This is a genomic window from Stenotrophomonas sp. RG-453, from assembly GCF_033843685.1.
Lineage (GTDB): Bacteria > Pseudomonadota > Gammaproteobacteria > Xanthomonadales > Xanthomonadaceae > Stenotrophomonas > Stenotrophomonas bentonitica_A.
This window is the reverse complement of the sequence record NZ_JAMYED010000004.1, coordinates 198,236-214,587: the sequence shown is the minus strand read 5'-3', so window position 1 is coordinate 214,587 and position 16,352 is coordinate 198,236. Positions and strand designations below refer to the sequence as shown.

The window sequence follows — 16,352 nt, the reverse complement described above, 5'->3', positions numbered from 1 at the left end:
TCAGCTCCGTGGGTTCAGCGACTGCGCGAATGAGAAGTAAGGCATGGACAGGGAGCTGTGCAGCCGGCGGGGGGGCGTGGGGGCGCCGTCGGCGGTCCCTGCCTCGATGACGCCTGCGTCCTGCGGGCCTTCAAACACATTGGCGCTGGCAGGGCTGCCAGCGTCACCGGAGGGGATGCCGAACCAGCCCAGCAGCAGCAACGCCGAGGCGGCGGTGACGGCTTTGGCGGCGTGGTGGTGGCGCATGCGGTTCATGGGCTTCCCCTGTCTAGGTGACTGGTGTTGTATGCAACTATAACACCGGCACGCCGAAGATCAACAGGGCGAGCAACCCAACTGATGGCAGGGGGCGTGTGACAGCCTCCATGGTTTCCCAAGTTATTGAATATAAAGACGTATGTCTGCACGTGGGCTGCCGATGCGGGCCAGCGCACATTCATTGATGTCAATGGTATGGCAAGTGGGTGCCGTATTCAGGTGATCGAATCGGTGAGCTTGGCCTGTCGGTCCACACCGCCAGACGCGGCAAAACGGCGCTGAATGCGGCGGGCAGCATCGACAGGGCCATGACCGGCCACGGCGCATTGCGGCGAGACGTCCTGCCGGCGGACCAACGGCGTCCGGCGGCAAAAACACCGGTGATATAGTGCCCGCCGCCGTCCTTGCCGCCCTCGCCGGGCGCATTCAGGCCTTCGTTCTTCCCCACTCTGGAGTGTCGCGATGCATCACGTGTCTTTGTTGTCGCCCATCCGCTGCGGCCGCATTCCGCGCCGGGCGCGGTGGTCCGTGTTGTTGCTGGCGGCCGGCCTGCTGGTGGGCGCCTCGGCCCAGGCGGCCGATCTGCTGGATGTGAGCTATCGCCCGCTGGCCGGCAAGGGCGAGGTCAATCTGGCCAAGCAGTACGGCGGCAAGGTGCTGCTGGTGGTCAACACCGCCAGCAAGTGCGGATTCACCCCGCAGTACGAAGGCCTGGAAGCGCTGCAGCGAAAGTACGCCGCGCGTGGTTTCTCGGTGCTGGGCTTCCCGTCCAATGACTTCAAGGGCCAGGAGCCGGGTGACGAAGCCCAGATCCAGGAGTTCTGCACGCTGACCTATGGCGTCAAGTTCCCGATGTTCCAGAAGGTGGTCGTCACCGGGCCGGAGGCGACGCCGTTGTATCGCAGCCTGGCCACGGCCACGGGCGTGTCGCCCGGCTGGAACTTCCACAAGTATCTGATCAGCCGGGATGGCCGGGTGGTGGCGCAGTTCCCGAGCAAGGTGACGCCGGACGACCCGAAACTGGTCGCGGCGATCGAACGTGAACTGTCTGTCACGGCCAACAAGCACTGACGATATCGACATCTCGGACGCGCGTGCGACAATGGTTGCTTTCGCGCCGACGTCGGCGTCCAGTCACTTCCAGGAATGCAGCGAATGAAGATGGGAATGCGCGGCGCCGCGGCGTCGGTTCTGATTCTGGCGATGGGTGCCACCGGTACCGCGATGTCGCAACAACCAGCCGCCCGCGCGGCTGTCAAGGAGACTTCCACTTTGAATACCCAACGCGAAAAGCTTGGCTACGCCATCGGTATCGATGTCGCCAATTCGTTCGGTCCGATCTCCAGCGAGATCGACCTGGCCGCCCTGCGCCGCGGCGTGACGAATGCCTTTGAAGGCAAGCAGCCGCTGATCAGCCAGGAAGAGGCGCAGAAGACCGACGCCGCCCTGCGCCAGGCCGTGATGGCCAAGAGCGGCCAGCCGGTTCCGGGCGTTGCCCCGGGCACCGCGCCGCCGAAGGTGGACCGCGAGAAGGTCGGCCTGATGCTGGGCAGCTTCGCCGTGGGCCCGTCGCTGGCGCCGCTGAAGGACGATCTGGACCTGGACGCGCTGTTCGATGCGGTCAGCACCACCTTCAACAACGGCACCCCGAAGATGACCGCCGAGCAGGCCAAGGCCACGCTGGAAGGCTTCATGAAGGGCAAGCAGGCCCAGATGGACGCCAAGTCCGCCGCCCAGGCCGGTACCAACCGCGTGGAAGGCAACAACTTCCTGGCCAAGAACAAGACCGTGCCGGGCGTGGTGACCACCGCCTCGGGCCTGCAGTACCAGGTGCTGCGTCCGGGTTCGGGCGAGCGTCCGATGCCGACCAGCAAGGTGCGCGTGAACTACGAAGGCAAGCTGCTCGACGGCACCGTGTTCGACAGCAGCTACCAGCGCGGCCAGCCGATCGAGTTCGGCCTCGACCAGGTGATCAAGGGCTGGTCCGAAGGCGTGTCGCTGATGCCGACCGGCTCCAAGTACCGCTTCTGGATTCCGGGCGAGCTGGCCTATGGCGAGCAGGGCACCCCGGGTGGTCCGATCGGTCCGAACGCGACGCTGACGTTCGACGTCGAGCTGCTGAACGTTCTGCCGTAACGGATCTGGAGCCCCACCGCCCATGCGCGTTGCGATATTCGGTACCGGCTATGTCGGTCTTGTCACGGGTACCTGCCTGGCCGAGGTTGGCCATCAGGTGATCTGTGTCGACATCGACCAGGCCAAGGTCGACGGGCTCAACAACGGGATCATCCCGATCTATGAGCCCGGCCTGGAGCCGATGGTCAAGGCCAACCACGCTGCGTCGCGGTTGGTCTTCACCTCCGACGCCGCCACCGCGATCGCGCATGGCCAGGTGATCTTCATTGCCGTGGGCACGCCACCGGACGAGGACGGCAGTGCCGACCTGCAGTACGTGCTGGCCGTGGCCCGCACCATCGGCCGGCACATTACCGCGCCGGTGGTGGTGGTGAACAAATCGACCGTGCCGGTAGGCACGGCCGACAACGTCCGTGAGGCCATCGCCCAGGCGCTGGCCGAGCGCGGCGTGGAGATCGCGTTCGACGTGGTCTCCAATCCCGAATTCCTCAAGGAAGGTGACGCGGTCGCCGACTGCATGCGGCCGGACCGCATCGTGGTGGGCGCGTCCAATCCCGACTCGGTCGCGCTGATGCGCCGCCTGTATGCGCCGTTCAACCGCAACCACGACCGCGTGGTGGAGATGGACGTGCGCTCGGCCGAGCTCACCAAGTACGCGGCCAATGCGATGCTGGCGACCAAGATTTCGTTCATGAACGAAATCGCCAACATCGCCGAGAAGGTCGGTGCCGACATCGAGCAGGTCCGACAGGGCATCGGCTCGGATCCGCGCATCGGCTGGCACTTCATCTATCCCGGCGCCGGTTACGGCGGCTCGTGCTTCCCCAAGGATGTGCAGGCCCTGGCCCGGACCGCCCAGCAGTACGGCCATGAGCCCAAGCTGTTGAACGCGGTGGAAGCCGTCAACGAACATCAGAAGGGCCATCTGTACGCGCTGATCCAGCGCCACTACGACCGTGGCGAGGATGAAGGCGTGCGCGGCAAGACCTTCGCGGTGTGGGGCCTGGCCTTCAAGCCGAACACCGATGACATGCGCGAAGCCTCCAGCCGCCGCCTGCTGGCGCAGCTGTGGGAAGCCGGTGCACGGGTGCGCGCTTACGATCCGGAAGCGACCGACGAAGCGCGCCGCATCTTCGGTGAGCGCGATGACCTGGTGTTCTGCGATGATGCCTATGACGCCCTCGACGGCGCCGATGCGCTGGTCGTGGTCACCGAATGGAAGCAGTTCCGCAGCCCGGATTTCATCCGCCTGCGTGAGATGCTCAGCGATGCGGTCGTGTTCGACGGCCGCAATCTGTACGACCCGCAGGAAATCGAAGCCGCGGGCCTGGCTTACTACGGCATTGGCCGGGGACGTTCGTTGAATGCATGAGTCCACACCCTCCGAGCGCGAACAGGCACTGGAAGCACGCCTGATCGAGCTGGAAATGCGCGTCTCCTTCCAGGAGCAGGCGCTGGCCGAACTGAGCGAGGCCCTGGCCGATGCGCGCATGGAAGGCAATCGCAATGCCGACCTGACCCGCATCCTGCTTGAAGACCTCGGCAAGGTCCGCACCGCGCTGTATTCCGATTCGGCCGAAGAGCCGCCGCCTCCGCATTACTGATCTGACGTCATGAGCGATACTCTCCGCGACCAGCTGCTGGGCCTTGGCTTCAAAGCCGCGCCCAAACCCGAACGAACCAACGACCGCAAGCCGGACCGTCGGCCCGATGCGCGCCGCGATGGCCGACCGGCCGGCAAGCCGCAGGGCGCACGCCCGGCCGGCAAGCCCGGCGAGGGCCAGCGGCCCGCGCGTGACGGTGATCGCCGTCCACCGGGCAAGGGCCGTCCTGCCGGCGCCCGCCCGCCGCAGGGCGCGCCTGGCAAGCCGCGCTCGCGCGAGGATATCGATCTCGCCAAGGCGTATGCGATCCGTGCGCAGAAGGAAAAGGACGACCGCATCGAGGCCGAGCGCCTGAAGCAGGAAGAGGCGCGTATCCGCCGCGAGGCCAAGGCCAAGCTGGAGGTCCTGCTGGAAGGCAAGTCCCTCAACGCCGAAGCAGCCGACATCGCGCGCCACTTCCCGTACGGCGGCAAGATCAAGCGTATCTACGTCACCGCCGATCAGCTCAAGGCGCTCAATGCCGGTGAGCTCGGTGTGCTGCAGCAGAACGGCCGGTACGTGCTGGTCACTGCCGCCGTGCTGGCCGAGGCCGAAGCGGTGTTCGCACCGTCGGTGGCGCTGAAGGTCGATCCGGATGCACCGGCTGGCGAAGATCCGTACGCCGATCCGCAGTACCAGGTGCCGGACGACCTGGTCTGGTAAGCCGACGCCACCATTGTTGAATGCACTGGGCGCCGGCAGGCGCCCGTTGCATGTCAGGAGCAGGGCCATGCAGGAACGCAGTCCCGGGTATTTCCCGCACATCGATGGCCTGCGTGCGATCGCAGTGCTGGCGGTCATCCTCTACCACCTCAAGGCCAGCTGGTTGCCCGGCGGCTTCACCGGCGTGGACGTGTTTTTCGTCATCTCCGGCTTCGTGGTCAGTGCCTCGGTGGATCGCCTGCCGGCGGTGGGCGGCTGGGCCGGGCTGGCCCGTTTCTATGCGCGCCGCATGCGCCGCATCGCCCCGGCGCTGGTGGTCTGCCTGCTGTTCACCGCGATGCTCAGTGCGCTGCTGATTCCCGAATCGTGGCTCAGCGAAACCAGCGACAAGACCGGGCGCATGGCCTTCGTCGGGCTGAGCAACTGGGTGCTGGCCAGTACCGGCAACGATTACTTCTCACCGCGCACCGAATTCAACCCGTACACGCACACCTGGTCGTTGGGCGTGGAAGAGCAGTTCTACCTGCTGTTCCCGCTGTTGTTCCTGGCCTGGGCCAAAGGCCCACGCGGGCGCTGGGTATCGCTGGGGCTGTTCGGCGTGGCGGTCGCGGCATCGCTGGGGTATGCGGTGTTCCGTGCGCGCCAGGGCGGCCATGAGATCGATGCGTTCTATCTGACCACCACGCGGTTCTGGCAGCTGGGCGCTGGCGTGCTGCTGTTCCAGGTGTTGTCGCTCAGCGGCCGGTTCACGCCGCTGACGGCATCGCCGCGCGGCATCAGCTGGCGCTCGCCGCTGTTGCTGCTCAGCGTTGGCGCACTGGGGTATGGGCTGTGGTCCGCGCGTCCGGGCCATTCGCCCTGGATCGACGGGCTTTGGCCGGTGCTGGGCACGCTGGGCCTGCTTGGTCTGCTGCAGCGCGCGCCAGGGGGCTGGATCGGCCGCGCGCTGGCGACCACGCCGATGGTGACGATCGGCCGCCTGTCCTATTCGCTGTACCTGTGGCACTGGCCGGTCTTCGTGCTGTTCCGCTGGACGGTGGGCCTTGAGACCGTGGCCACCGGCGCGGCCGCGCTGCTGTGCGTGGCGCTGCTGTCCTGGCTGTCCTGGCGCTGGGTGGAACAGCCCCTGCGGCATGGCGGACGCTGGCGCATCAGCAATGCACGCTGGGTCGCGGTCGGGGTGGCCGTGCTGGTGCTTGGCGCCGGGCTGCAGACGGCACTGGTCAAGACCCAGCAGTACACCTCGCTCAGCGTGGTCAGCCGCGCTCCGCTGGACTGGTATCCCTATGCCAAGGGGCTCAAGAAGGAAATCCCGGACTGCCGCGTGCGGGTCAGCAACGTGCCGGTGCAGGGCGGGCAGGCACGCCTGTACGAGCGCGGCCAGTGCCCGGGACGCGCCGCCTCCACGCGCCAGCTGTTCGTGGCCGGTGATTCGCATGCGCTGGCCTACCACGAGATGTTGCAGCGCCTGGCCGTGCTGGATGGCGCAACGATCCGGCTGTACGGCAGCGGTGGCTGCGCGCTGGTCGGGTTGCGTGCCTGGCAGGGCCCCAATCCGGCGTGTGATGCGTATGTGCGCAACGTGCTGGAGGATATCCAGGCCCGTGCGCAGCCGGGCGATGCGGTGTTGCTGGCCGGGCTGAGGCTGCCGCGTCTGTCCGAGCAGTACACCGTGTTCGATATCGCGCAGGTGCGTGCCGAACATCTGAGCGAGGCGGCCGATGCCGGTCGCCGGGCCGAGGTCGCGTCCTGGATTGCTCAGCTCACCCCGCTGGCCGAGCGCGGCGTGTACATCGTGCTGGAAGCGCCCAAGCCGGTACTGCCCGCGCCGCCGTACCGCTGCTCGGATGTGTTCAACCGGCACAACCCGATCTGCGTCAATGGCATGACTTTGCCGCGCAGCGAGATCGAGCAGCTGCGTGCGCCGGTGCTGGCCGGCCTGCAGCAGGTGGCGGATGCGCTGCCGGGGGCGTCGATCTGGGATCCGATGCCGCTGCTGTGCCCCGGCGAGCAGTGCCTGCCGACCCGCGAGGGCAAGCCGCTGTTCTTCGATGGCGATCATCTCAGCGGCTATGGCAATCGTCTGCTGCTGCCTGATTTCCAGGCCCAGCTGAAGCGCCTGGAGGCGACGGCGCCGGCCGCCGCCCCCTGAATCCCATCGCCCGCGATCAGTCGCGGGCAGCCGTGCCTGCTTCGGCCTCGATCGGGCCGGCGACCTGCTGGCCCGCCTGCCAGACCGCATCGATCCGGCGGCTGTTGCGGATGTCCTGAAGCGGGTTGGCCCCCAGAACCAGCAGATCCGCACGGCGACCGACCGCGATCCGACCGCGATCGTCCAGGCCAAGCAGGCGTGCGGCGTCGGCGGTGGCTACCTGCAACGCCTGCGCCGGGGTGAAACCGGCCTGCGTCATCAGCTCCAGCTCGCGATGCTCGGCGACGCCGATCACGCGCTGCGGCATCGCGCCGGCATCGGTACCGAAGCCGATGTTCACGCCGGCCTCGTGCAGCGTTCTCAGGTTACGCAGGTTCATGGCCACCGCTGCGCGTGCCTTGGGGATGCCATCGCCCGCCAGCTGCGCCTTCTGCCACTGTGGTTGCTGCCAGCGCTCACGCACGGCTGCCGGCAGGGCGTTGGCCACGAACGGCTGCTGCAGCCACTGCGGGTTCTCTGCGTACAGATAATTCGCCTCGTCGATGTTGACCGTCGGGATGTACCACACGCCCTTGTCGCGCATCGCGCTGACCAGCGCCGGGGCGACCGGCGTATCGCGGATGCCGTGCGCGATGATGTCCACGCCGGCCTCGACCAGATCCGCTGCCGGCGCCTGGTCGTGGATGTGGGCGGCCACCTTGAGCTGGTGCTGGTGCGCCTCATCGATCGCCGCGCGGTAGATCGGCGGCGCCATCATCGGGAAGCGGCCACCGAGGTCGTCCACCCACAGCTTGATCACGTCCACCCCGGCCTGCTGCTGCGCGCGGACCGCGGCGCGGGCCTGATCGGGCGTGGTCGGGCGTGCCACGGGGTCGTGCTCGAGCCCCATCGTTTTGGCCGGCGGGGCGCCTGCGGCCGCGCCGATGCCGCCACCGGCGCCGTATAGCTGCGCACCGAGCGTGGGTTGGTCACGGACTTCGGCGCGGATCGTGGTGAACGCAGCGCCGTTCATGCCCAGCGCGGTCACCGTGGTGATGCCGTAGCGCTGGAACTGCTGCAGGTCGCGGAGCACGTGATCGCGGGTGTAGAAGCGGTCGCCATGCTCCAGGCCGTCGGTATTGCCGACGTGGATGTGGTTGCTGACCAGGCCGGGCAGGATCACCTTGCCCTGGTAGTCGATGCGCTTGGCACCCTTGGCCAGTGCGGGCGGTGGTGGGCCGATGTGCGCGATGCGCTCATCGCGCAGGGTCAGCGTGGTGATGCCCAGGTCGCGTTCGCCATCGAACACGCGGGCGTTGTCGAGAATGATCGGGGGGGCTGCGTTCGCGGTGGCACAGGCCGCCACGAGGGCGGTGAACAGGGTCGGCAGGCGAAGGGAACGTCGCATGGGGACTCCGGGGTTGGGGAATCCCGAGCGTACCGGCACCAACGTGACGGCAGGGCCACGCACGGCGTGGCGCTACACGGCCCCGGGCTTCCGGCGGGCGGCCCGCAACAGCGGCAGGCTGATCGCGAAGAAGCACAGCAGGGCGCCGGCCAGCGCGAATCCGCTGGCCGCCAGAAATGCGGTGCGGCCCTGATCGATCGGCCACAGCTGGCCCGCGATCAACGCACCGAGCACACCGCCCACACCCGAGGAGAAGCCGTACAACACGCCCTGGCCGTGCCCATTGAGGCGGCCGGGGAAGTAGGTGGCCAGCATCTGCATCGCAGCGGCGAAGAAGGCCGCAAAGCCCAGTGCATGCGCGGTCTGGGCGACCAGCATCACCGGCAGGTTCTGCGGGAACAGTGCGGTGATCGCCCAGCGCACGGTGGAGCTGAGCAGGGCGATCAGCAGCATCCAGCTGGCGTCATAGCGGCGGAAGAAGCGGCCGATGGTGAAGAACACGCCGACTTCGAACACCACCCCGACCGTCCACAACACGCCCAGCGTGGACGTCGCGTAGCCGTGGTGGTCCATGTAGACCGAGAAGAACGTGTAGTACGGGCCGAACGACAGCTGCTCCATGAAGGCGGCCAGGAAGAACGCCAGTACCTGCGGCTTGCGCACGATCTGCCAGAAACCAGTGGCATCGCCGTCGCTGCGCTGCAGGTTGCGCGCATAGCGGTTGGCGAAGCCCGAGGCCGTAAGCAGGCCGAACAGCGGCAGCATCAGCCACGGCAGCAGGTGTGCATTGCCGGCGCCGCCGTCACCTTCGATGATCCAGCCAAACAGCATCACCACCACGATGAAACCCAGCGAGCCCCACACCCGGATCAGTCCGTAGCGGTGGCTGTCGCTGCCCAGGTGGGTCAGCGTGATCGATTCGAACTGCGGCATCACTGCGTTGTAGAAGAAGCAGAACGCGATCATCGCCGGGTACAGCCAGGGCTGCGGCAACGGCAGCAGGAAGGCGCAGAACGTCAGCAGCGTGAGCACACAGCCCAGCCGCAGCCAGAAGATCGGGCGCGGCGAGGCGGCGGCAATGGAGGTCCACGTGGTCGGCGCGACGATACGGGTGGCATACCACAGCCCCATCATCACGCTGATCGCGGTGACGCTCATGCCGCGCGAGGTCAGGAACAGCGACCAGTAGGGCGTGAACGCGCCGAGGGCGGCGTAGTAGAACAGGTAGAACGACGAGAGGCGGACGGCCGGGACGGCGTCGCGGGGGAGGGCGGTCATGCAGGGTCTCGGAGGGCGCGCACCCGCCAACAGTGGGTGCCTACCCGTGCATTATGCCGGTAGCACCCGACCGTGGGTCGGGTGACGCGGTCATTCCGGATCGTAATCCAGGTTGGAGGCCAGCCAGCGTTCGGCCTGCACGCGGTCCACGCCCTTGCGCTTGGCATAGTCCACCACCTGCTCGCGCGAGACCCGGCCGACCACGAAATACTGGCTCTGCGGGTGGCTGAAGTAGTAGCCCGATACCGCCGCGGTGGGCAGCATCGCAAAGCTCTCGGTCAGCTGCATGTCCGCAGTGCGCTCGGCATCGAGCAAGTGGAACAGCGTGGCCTTCTCGCTGTGCTCCGGGCAGGCCGGATAGCCCGGGGCAGGGCGGATGCCGGTGTACTTCTCGGCGATCAGCGACTCATTGTCCAGCTGCTCATCGGGCTGGTAGCCCCAGTAATCCATGCGTACGTGCTGGTGCAGGCGCTCGGCCAACGCTTCGGCCAGGCGGTCGGCCAGCGCCTTGAGCAGGATCGCGTTGTAATCGTCGTGATCGGCCTCGAAGCGGGCCACGTGCGGGTCGATGCCGATGCCGGCGGTGACCGCGAACGCGCCGATCCAATCCTGCTTGCCGCTGTCGGCCGGGGCGATGAAATCGGCCAGGCAGAAATCCGGGCGTTCGACCGGCTTGTCCACCTGCTGGCGCAGGAAGTGCAGCACCGCCGGGCCGTTGTCCGTGCGCAGGTGCACGTCATCGCCGACGCTGTTGGCTGGCCACAGGCCAAACACGGCCTTGGCGGTCAGCCACTTTCCCTCGACGATGCGGGTGAGCATCGCGCGGGCGTCCTGGTACAGATCGGTGGCCTGCGGGCCGACGATCTCATCGGTCAGGATCGCCGGGAACTTGCCGGCCAGTTCCCAGGCCTGGAAGAACGGGGTCCAGTCGATCACCTCGACCAGGTCGGCCAGTGGGTAATCGTCGAGCACATGCAGGCCCGGCCTGCGCGGCGTCGGCGGCGTGTAGTTCGCCCAGTCGCCCACGAAGCGCTGGGCGCGTGCCTTGGCCAGGGGCACCAGGCGCTTGGCATCGCCACGGTTGCGGTGGCGCTGGCGGATGTCGGCGTAGTCGGCCTCATTGGCGGCCACGAAGGCATCGCGCAGCTCGCGCGAGATCAGCGACTGCGCGACGCCCACCGCGCGCGAGGCATCCTTCACCCACACCGTGGGCGCCTTGTAATGCGGGTCGATCTTCAGCGCCGTGTGCGCACGCGAGGTGGTGGCGCCGCCGATCATCAGCGGCATCGTGAAGCCCTGCCGCCCCATCTCGCGGGCGACGTGGCTCATCTCTTCCAGCGAGGGGGTGATCAGCCCGGACAGGCCGATGATGTCCGCGTTTTCAGCACGCGCGGCGTCGAGGATCTTCTGCGCCGGCACCATCACGCCCAGATCGACCACATCGAAGTTGTTGCAGGCCAGGACCACGCCAACGATGTTCTTGCCGATGTCGTGCACGTCGCCCTTGACCGTGGCCATGATGATCTTGCCGTTGCTCTTGGCGGTGTCGCCACTGCGCGCCTTCTCGGCCTCGATGTAGGGCAGCAGGTAGGCCACCGCCTTTTTCATCACGCGTGCGGACTTGACCACCTGCGGCAGGAACATCTTGCCGGCGCCGAACAGGTCACCGACGATGTTCATGCCGTCCATCAGCGGCCCCTCGATCACATCCAGCGGCCGCGTCGAGCGCGCACGCGCTTCTTCGGTGTCCTGCTCGACCCAGGCGTCCATGCCGTGTACGAGCGCATGCGCAAGGCGGTCGTTGACCGGCTTCTCGCGCCAGGCCAGATCTTCGCCGCGCACTTCGCCTTTCTTGCCCTTGTAGCGCTCGGCGATCTCCAGCAAGCGCTCGGTGCCGTCGCGACGGCGGTTGAGGATCACATCCTCCACGCGCTCGCGCAGTTCCGGGTCCAGGTCATCGTAGATCGGCATCGCGCCGGCATTGACGATGCCCATGTCCATGCCCGCGCCAATGGCATGGAACAGGAACACGGAGTGGATCGCCTGGCGTACGGTTTCATTGCCGCGGAAGGAGAAGGACACATTGGAGACACCGCCGGAGACATGGCATTGCGGCAGGATGCGCTTGATGATGCGGGTGGCTTCGATGAAGTCGACCGCGTAGTTGTCGTGTTCCTCGATACCGGTGGCAACGGCGAAGATGTTCGGGTCGAAGATGATGTCCTGCGGCGGGAAGCCGACCTGTTCGGTCAGGATCCGGTAGGCGCGGGTGCAGATCTCGACCTTGCGCGCGCAGGTATCGGCCTGGCCGTCCTCATCGAAGGCCATCACCACCGCGGCCGCGCCGTAGCGCAGTACCTTGCGCGCCTGCTCGATGAACTGCGCTTCGCCTTCCTTGAGCGAGATCGAGTTGACCACGCTCTTGCCCTGCAGGCACTTCAGCCCGGCCTCGATCACGCTCCACTTGGACGAATCGACCATCACCGGAATGCGCGCGATGTCCGGCTCGGACATGATCAGATTCAGATAGCGCGTCATCGCCTTTTCGGAATCGATCAGGCCCTCGTCCATGTTCACATCGAGGATCTGCGCGCCATTGGCGACCTGCTGGCGCGCCACTTCCACCGCCTCCTCGTAACGCTCTTCCTTCACCAGCTTGCGGAACTGCGCACTGCCGGTGACGTTGGTGCGCTCGCCGATGTTGACGAACAGCAGGTCCGGGGTGATGACCAGCGGCTCGAGACCGGACAGGCGGGTGTGGCGGGAAGACGTCATGGGCAGGCTGGCACGGGCTGGCGGAGGAAGGTCAACGACAACGGGAACGGGGAGCAGGTGCGGTCATGCCGCGTCTTCCAGCGGTGGTGCGGGCAGGCGGCGCGGCGGCAGATCGGCTACCGCCTCGGCGATGGCACGGATGTGCGCCGGGGTAGTGCCGCAGCAGCCGCCCACCAGGTTGAGCAGGCCGGCGCTGGCGAATTCGCGCAGCGTGGTCGCCATTTCTTCCGGGGTTTCGTCGTACTCGCCGAAGGCATTGGGCAGGCCCGCATTCGGGTGTGCACTGACCAGGCACTCGGCCACGGTGGACAGGGTTTCCAGGTGGGGCCGCATGTCGCTGGCACCGAGCGCGCAGTTCAGCCCGATCGACAGCGGCCGGCCGTGCGCGACCGAGGCGTAGAACGCCTCTGCCGTCTGCCCGGACAACGTGCGCCCGGACGCATCGGTGATGGTGCCGGAGATCATCACCGGCAGCCGACCACCGCGGGCGTCGAACACTTCTTCGATGGCGAACAGCGCGGCCTTGGCGTTGAGCGTATCGAAGATGGTTTCCACCATCAGGGTGTCGGCACCGCCGTCGATCAGCCCATCGATGGCCTCGCGGTAGGTCTCGCGCAGCGCATCGAAGCTGGTATTGCGGAAACCCGGATCGTTCACGTCCGGGCTGATCGACGCGGTGCGGCTGGTGGGGCCGAGCACCCCGATCACGAAGCGCGGCTTGCCCGGCGTGGTCGCCGCGACCGCATCGCAGCAGGAACGCGCCACGGCGGCACCGGCTTTGTTGAGCTCGTAGACCAGGTGCTCAAGGTGGTAGTCGGCCTGGCTGACCGAGGTCGCGTTGAAGGTGTTGGTCTCGACCAGATCGGCACCGGCCTCCAGATAGGCGGTGTGGATGCCGCCGATGACCTCCGGGCGGGTCAACAACAGCAGGTCGTTGTTGCCCTTGAGGTCATGGCCCTGTGGGGCCTCGCCGGGTGCGGCATGGTCGCAGCCGGGACCGTGGTGATGGTCGTACCCCCCGGCGAAACGCTCGCCGCGGTAGTCGTCCTCCTGCAGCCCGTGCCGCTGGATCATCGTGCCCATGGCGCCATCGATGATCAGGATGCGCTGGGCCAGCGCCGTTTCCAGCGCATGCACGCGGTCGGGGTGGAGCCAGGGCAGGGATGACATGGGCAGACCTCAGGGCTTGCTGGCAATCAGCGAAATGACTTCGAAATGCGGCGGGCGCTTCTCGCGGGTCACGGTTTCCAGGCTGGAGACGACCAGGCCGGCCTTCTCCACGAACTTGCGCAGTTCCTTGTCGCTGAAACCAAGGTTGACGTGGCCATACGCGTCCACGGCCGCACGGTGTTCGTGACGGGCCAGGCTGCACAGCAGCAGGCGACCGCCCGGGCGCAGCACGCGCGCGCCCTCGGCGACGGCCTGGGCCGGCTTGGCCGCGTAGGTCAGTGCGTGCATCAGCACCACCAGATCGAAGCTCTGGTCGGGGAAGGGCAGGGCGTGCATGTCGCCTTCGCGCACTTCCACGTTGGTCAGCCGGCGCAGGCGCTCGCTGGCGGCGGCGACCACGCGCGCGCTGGTGTCGATGCAGACATAGCGCTTGGCATGCGGGGCGACCAGTTCGGCCAATACGCCGTCACCGGAGGCGATATCAAGCACGTCACCGGTTTCCAGCAGCGGCAGCGCGGTGCGCGCCAGCGCCTCCCAGGTGCGGCCGGGGGAGTAATGGCGTTCCATGTCGCCGGCGACGCTGTCGGCCCAGTTCTGGTCGGCGGCGCGGCTGGCCATCACCGCGGCGACGCGTTCAGCATCCTGGCGCAGCAGCGGATCGTCGCTGCCGGTGCTCAGGGCATGCCACAATGCGCGCTGCGCCGGATCCAGCGCGGCGTCATCGAAGCGGTAATACGCCGAGACGCCCGAGCGACGGTCGCGGACCAGGCCGGCTTCCTTGAGCCGGGCCAGATGGGTGGACACCCGCGGCTGGGCCAGCGTGGTGATGGCCGACAGCTCGGCCACGGTGAGTTCTTCCTGTTCCAGCAGCGCCAGCAGGCGCACCCGGGTGGCGTCGGCGAACACTTTCAGCCGGACGGACCAGTCCTCGAGATCCATAAATATCTACCTATCGCGATATAGAGATATTTTCGTCCTTTGGCGGCGGTGCGGTCAAGTCAGGCGTCCTCTCCCCGCCCCCCGGTACAATCGCCCGACCGGGCCGCGCGCACTGCGGCCCCTTTCACTCTGTACCCGGGAGGGTGTTGTGGATTTCAGCTTTACCGAAGAGCAGTTGATGCTGCAGGACGTTGCGCGCCGTATCGCGCAGGAAAAAATCGCGCCCAGCGCCGAACACCACGATCGTACCGGCGAGTTCCCGCTGGAGAACATCCGCCTGCTGGGCGAGAACGGTCTGATGGGCATCGAAGTGCCTGAAGAATACGGCGGTGCGGGCATGGATCCGATCGCCTACGTCCTGGCGATGGTGGAGGTCGCCGCCGGAGACGCTGCGCATTCGACGATCATGTCGGTCAACAATTCGCTGTTCTGCAACGGCATCCTGACCCATGGCAGTGAAGCGCAGAAGCAGAAGTACGTGCGCGCCATCGCCGAGGGCGAGGCCATCGGCGCGTTCGCGCTGACCGAGCCGCAGTCCGGGTCGGATGCGACGGCGATGCGCTGCCGGGCGGTCAAGCAGGCCGATGGCACTTACGTGATCAACGGCAAGAAAAGCTGGATCACCTCCGGCCCGGTCGCCAAGTACATCGTGCTGTTTGCGATGACCGATCCGGACCAGGGCGCGCGTGGCATCACCGCGTTCATGATCGACACCGACAAGGCCGGCTTCCACCGCGGCAAGACCGAGCCGAAGCTGGGCATCCGTGCCTCGGCCACCTGCGAAATCGAGTTCCAGGATTACGTGGCGGCCGCCGAGGATGTCGTGGGCAAGGAAGGCGAGGGCTTCAAGATCGCCATGGGCGTGCTCGACGCTGGCCGCATCGGCATCGCCTCGCAGGCGATCGGCATCGCGCGCGCCGCGTATGAAGCGACGATCGAATACGTGAAGGACCGCAAGGCCTTCGGCGCGGCGATCGGCACCTTCCAGATGACCCAGGCCAAGATCGCCGACATGAAATGCAAGCTGGACGCAGCCCTGCTGCTGACGCTGCGTGCGGCATGGGTGAAGGGCCAGGGCAAGCGTTTCAGCAATGAAGCGGCGATCGCCAAGCTGACCGCCTCCGAAGCGGCCATGTGGATCACCCACCAGGCGGTGCAGATCCACGGCGGCATGGGCTACTCCAAGGAAATGCCGCTGGAGCGTTACTTCCGTGATGCCAAGATCACCGAGATCTACGAGGGCACCTCGGAGATCCAGCGGTTGGTGATTGCGCGCAACGAGACGGGATTGCGTTGATGTAGCGCGGCCACGACCCATGGTCGTGGCCCGCTGGCGGCCGCCTTCGCCTCGCGGCCGCCAGCCGGGTAGGTGCCGACCGTTGGTCGGCCAGCGGTAGTGCAGAATGTGCGGTTCCGTTCTGCAGGAGATTCCATGGTGATCTATCGAGGCGCAGGGTTCCTGACGCTGTTCACGCCCATCGCGGCCCTGCTGCTGTTGATGTGGCTGTGGCCGGATCCGAGCGTCGACCACGGCAATACGTCGCTGCGGCAGCTGTTGTTCGGTTTCGCCATCGGGGCGTTCATCAATGTGCTGCTGGGGACATTTCTCAATCACGGTGCGCGTGCGCCCGGCGAGCCTGCCCGTCACCATTTCTTCTACATGCCGATGCAGTGGCCGTCGCTGGCGATCGTGGTCGTCTGCGCGGTATGGGGCGCCATCCGCGTGAATTGATCGCCGGCAGCTGCTCGCCAGGTAGTGCCGGCCGCTGGCCGGCAACCAGGCGGCCCTTCCCGGGCATCCGGAGGAGCCGGCCAGCGGCCGGCACTACCGGGATCGCTTCCGGTCAGCCACACATGGTGTGACCCGTCATGCATCACACACAAAAAAGCCCCGGCTCGCGCCGGGGCTTTTTCGTTTCAGCGTGACCACCCACGGTGGTCACCTGCGGTG

Annotated in this window: 15 protein-coding genes; 8 read left to right on the top strand and 7 right to left on the bottom strand. The window is 66.8% G+C overall.

Annotated features, from left to right (window positions below; genetic code table 11):
• Positions 1–255, bottom strand: a complete 255-nt coding sequence (locus NJD74_RS09285) for a hypothetical protein (protein ID WP_026070209.1) — start codon at positions 253–255, stop codon at positions 1–3.
• A gap of 190 nt (positions 256–445) precedes the next feature.
• On the bottom strand, positions 446–706 hold the full coding sequence (locus NJD74_RS09280; RefSeq protein ID WP_139146279.1) for a hypothetical protein: 261 nt from the start codon (positions 704–706) through the stop codon (positions 446–448).
• A 14-nt stretch (positions 707–720) separates the two neighbouring features.
• On the opposite strand from NJD74_RS09280, the gene NJD74_RS09275 reads away from it, so the two are divergent.
• From NJD74_RS09275 to NJD74_RS09250, 6 genes are all read left to right on the top strand, one after another.
• Positions 721–1,329, top strand: coding sequence for a glutathione peroxidase (locus tag NJD74_RS09275; protein WP_070425478.1), 609 nt, complete (start codon positions 721–723; stop codon positions 1,327–1,329).
• Positions 1,330–1,413: 84 nt separating this feature from the next.
• Positions 1,414–2,394 carry an FKBP-type peptidyl-prolyl cis-trans isomerase gene (locus tag NJD74_RS09270; protein ID WP_319624044.1) on the top strand — a complete coding sequence of 327 codons (981 nt, stop codon included), beginning with the start codon at positions 1,414–1,416 and terminating at the stop codon, positions 2,392–2,394.
• 22 nt (positions 2,395–2,416) lie between these two features.
• Positions 2,417–3,766 carry a UDP-glucose/GDP-mannose dehydrogenase family protein gene (locus NJD74_RS09265; RefSeq protein WP_070425477.1) on the top strand — a complete coding sequence of 450 codons (1,350 nt, stop codon included), beginning with the start codon at positions 2,417–2,419 and terminating at the stop codon, positions 3,764–3,766.
• On the top strand, positions 3,759–3,998 hold the full coding sequence (locus NJD74_RS09260; protein ID WP_019185948.1) for a SlyX family protein: 240 nt from the start codon (positions 3,759–3,761) through the stop codon (positions 3,996–3,998). Before NJD74_RS09265 ends, NJD74_RS09260 begins: the two co-directional genes overlap by 8 nt.
• Before the next feature lie 9 nt (positions 3,999–4,007).
• Positions 4,008–4,700: a DUF2058 family protein gene (locus tag NJD74_RS09255; protein WP_019185949.1), complete on the top strand. Its 693-nt coding sequence runs from the start codon at positions 4,008–4,010 to the stop codon at positions 4,698–4,700.
• Positions 4,701–4,767: 67 nt separating this feature from the next.
• Positions 4,768–6,852 (top strand): acyltransferase family protein, encoded by a 2,085-nt coding sequence (locus tag NJD74_RS09250; RefSeq protein WP_319624043.1) that lies wholly within the window; start codon positions 4,768–4,770, stop codon positions 6,850–6,852.
• A 16-nt stretch (positions 6,853–6,868) separates the two neighbouring features.
• On the opposite strand, the gene NJD74_RS09245 is transcribed toward NJD74_RS09250, so the two are convergent.
• The 5 genes from NJD74_RS09245 to NJD74_RS09225 all read right to left on the bottom strand — a co-directional run bounded on the left by NJD74_RS09245 (position 6,869) and on the right by NJD74_RS09225 (position 14,401).
• A complete protein-coding gene (locus NJD74_RS09245; protein ID WP_070470541.1) occupies positions 6,869–8,239 on the bottom strand; it encodes an amidohydrolase family protein in 1,371 nt (456 codons plus the stop codon).
• A gap of 72 nt (positions 8,240–8,311) precedes the next feature.
• Complete coding sequence (locus tag NJD74_RS09240; RefSeq protein WP_019185952.1) at positions 8,312–9,517, bottom strand: MFS transporter; 1,206 nt, start codon at positions 9,515–9,517, stop codon at positions 8,312–8,314.
• 90 nt (positions 9,518–9,607) lie between these two features.
• A complete protein-coding gene (gene metH, locus NJD74_RS09235; protein WP_319624165.1) occupies positions 9,608–12,349 on the bottom strand; it encodes a methionine synthase in 2,742 nt (913 codons plus the stop codon).
• A gap of 6 nt (positions 12,350–12,355) precedes the next feature.
• Positions 12,356–13,462: a homocysteine S-methyltransferase family protein gene (locus NJD74_RS09230; RefSeq protein ID WP_319624042.1), complete on the bottom strand. Its 1,107-nt coding sequence runs from the start codon at positions 13,460–13,462 to the stop codon at positions 12,356–12,358.
• 9 nt (positions 13,463–13,471) lie between these two features.
• Entirely contained in the window at positions 13,472–14,401 is a 930-nt protein-coding gene (locus NJD74_RS09225) for a metalloregulator ArsR/SmtB family transcription factor (protein WP_319624041.1), read from the bottom strand.
• A 148-nt stretch (positions 14,402–14,549) separates the two neighbouring features.
• Between NJD74_RS09225 and NJD74_RS09220 the strand changes: the two genes are divergently transcribed.
• Both NJD74_RS09220 and NJD74_RS09215 read left to right on the top strand, forming a co-directional pair.
• The gene (locus NJD74_RS09220; RefSeq protein WP_070425471.1) at positions 14,550–15,698 is read left to right on the top strand and encodes an acyl-CoA dehydrogenase family protein; all 1,149 of its coding nucleotides are present in this window, start codon (positions 14,550–14,552) and stop codon (positions 15,696–15,698) included.
• A gap of 135 nt (positions 15,699–15,833) precedes the next feature.
• Entirely contained in the window at positions 15,834–16,133 is a 300-nt protein-coding gene (locus NJD74_RS09215) for a hypothetical protein (protein WP_319624040.1), read from the top strand.
• Positions 16,134–16,352 lie beyond the last annotated feature (219 nt).

Excerpts from the sequence above, each read along its gene's own strand:
- NJD74_RS09285 (WP_026070209.1), bottom strand. The coding sequence starts at position 255 with ATGAACCGCATGCGCCACCACCACGCCGCCAAAGCCGTCACCGCCGCC.
- NJD74_RS09275 (WP_070425478.1), top strand. The coding sequence starts at position 721 with ATGCATCACGTGTCTTTGTTGTCGCCCATCCGCTGCGGCCGCATTCCG.
- NJD74_RS09270 (WP_319624044.1), top strand. The coding sequence starts at position 1,414 with ATGAAGATGGGAATGCGCGGCGCCGCGGCGTCGGTTCTGATTCTGGCG.
- NJD74_RS09265 (WP_070425477.1), top strand. The coding sequence starts at position 2,417 with ATGCGCGTTGCGATATTCGGTACCGGCTATGTCGGTCTTGTCACGGGT.
- NJD74_RS09260 (WP_019185948.1), top strand. The coding sequence starts at position 3,759 with ATGCATGAGTCCACACCCTCCGAGCGCGAACAGGCACTGGAAGCACGC.
- NJD74_RS09255 (WP_019185949.1), top strand. The coding sequence starts at position 4,008 with ATGAGCGATACTCTCCGCGACCAGCTGCTGGGCCTTGGCTTCAAAGCC.
- NJD74_RS09250 (WP_319624043.1), top strand. The coding sequence starts at position 4,768 with ATGCAGGAACGCAGTCCCGGGTATTTCCCGCACATCGATGGCCTGCGT.
- NJD74_RS09245 (WP_070470541.1), bottom strand. The coding sequence starts at position 8,239 with ATGCGACGTTCCCTTCGCCTGCCGACCCTGTTCACCGCCCTCGTGGCG.
- NJD74_RS09240 (WP_019185952.1), bottom strand. The coding sequence starts at position 9,517 with ATGACCGCCCTCCCCCGCGACGCCGTCCCGGCCGTCCGCCTCTCGTCG.
- NJD74_RS09230 (WP_319624042.1), bottom strand. The coding sequence starts at position 13,462 with ATGTCATCCCTGCCCTGGCTCCACCCCGACCGCGTGCATGCGCTGGAA.
- NJD74_RS09225 (WP_319624041.1), bottom strand. The coding sequence starts at position 14,401 with ATGGATCTCGAGGACTGGTCCGTCCGGCTGAAAGTGTTCGCCGACGCC.
- NJD74_RS09215 (WP_319624040.1), top strand. The coding sequence starts at position 15,834 with ATGGTGATCTATCGAGGCGCAGGGTTCCTGACGCTGTTCACGCCCATC.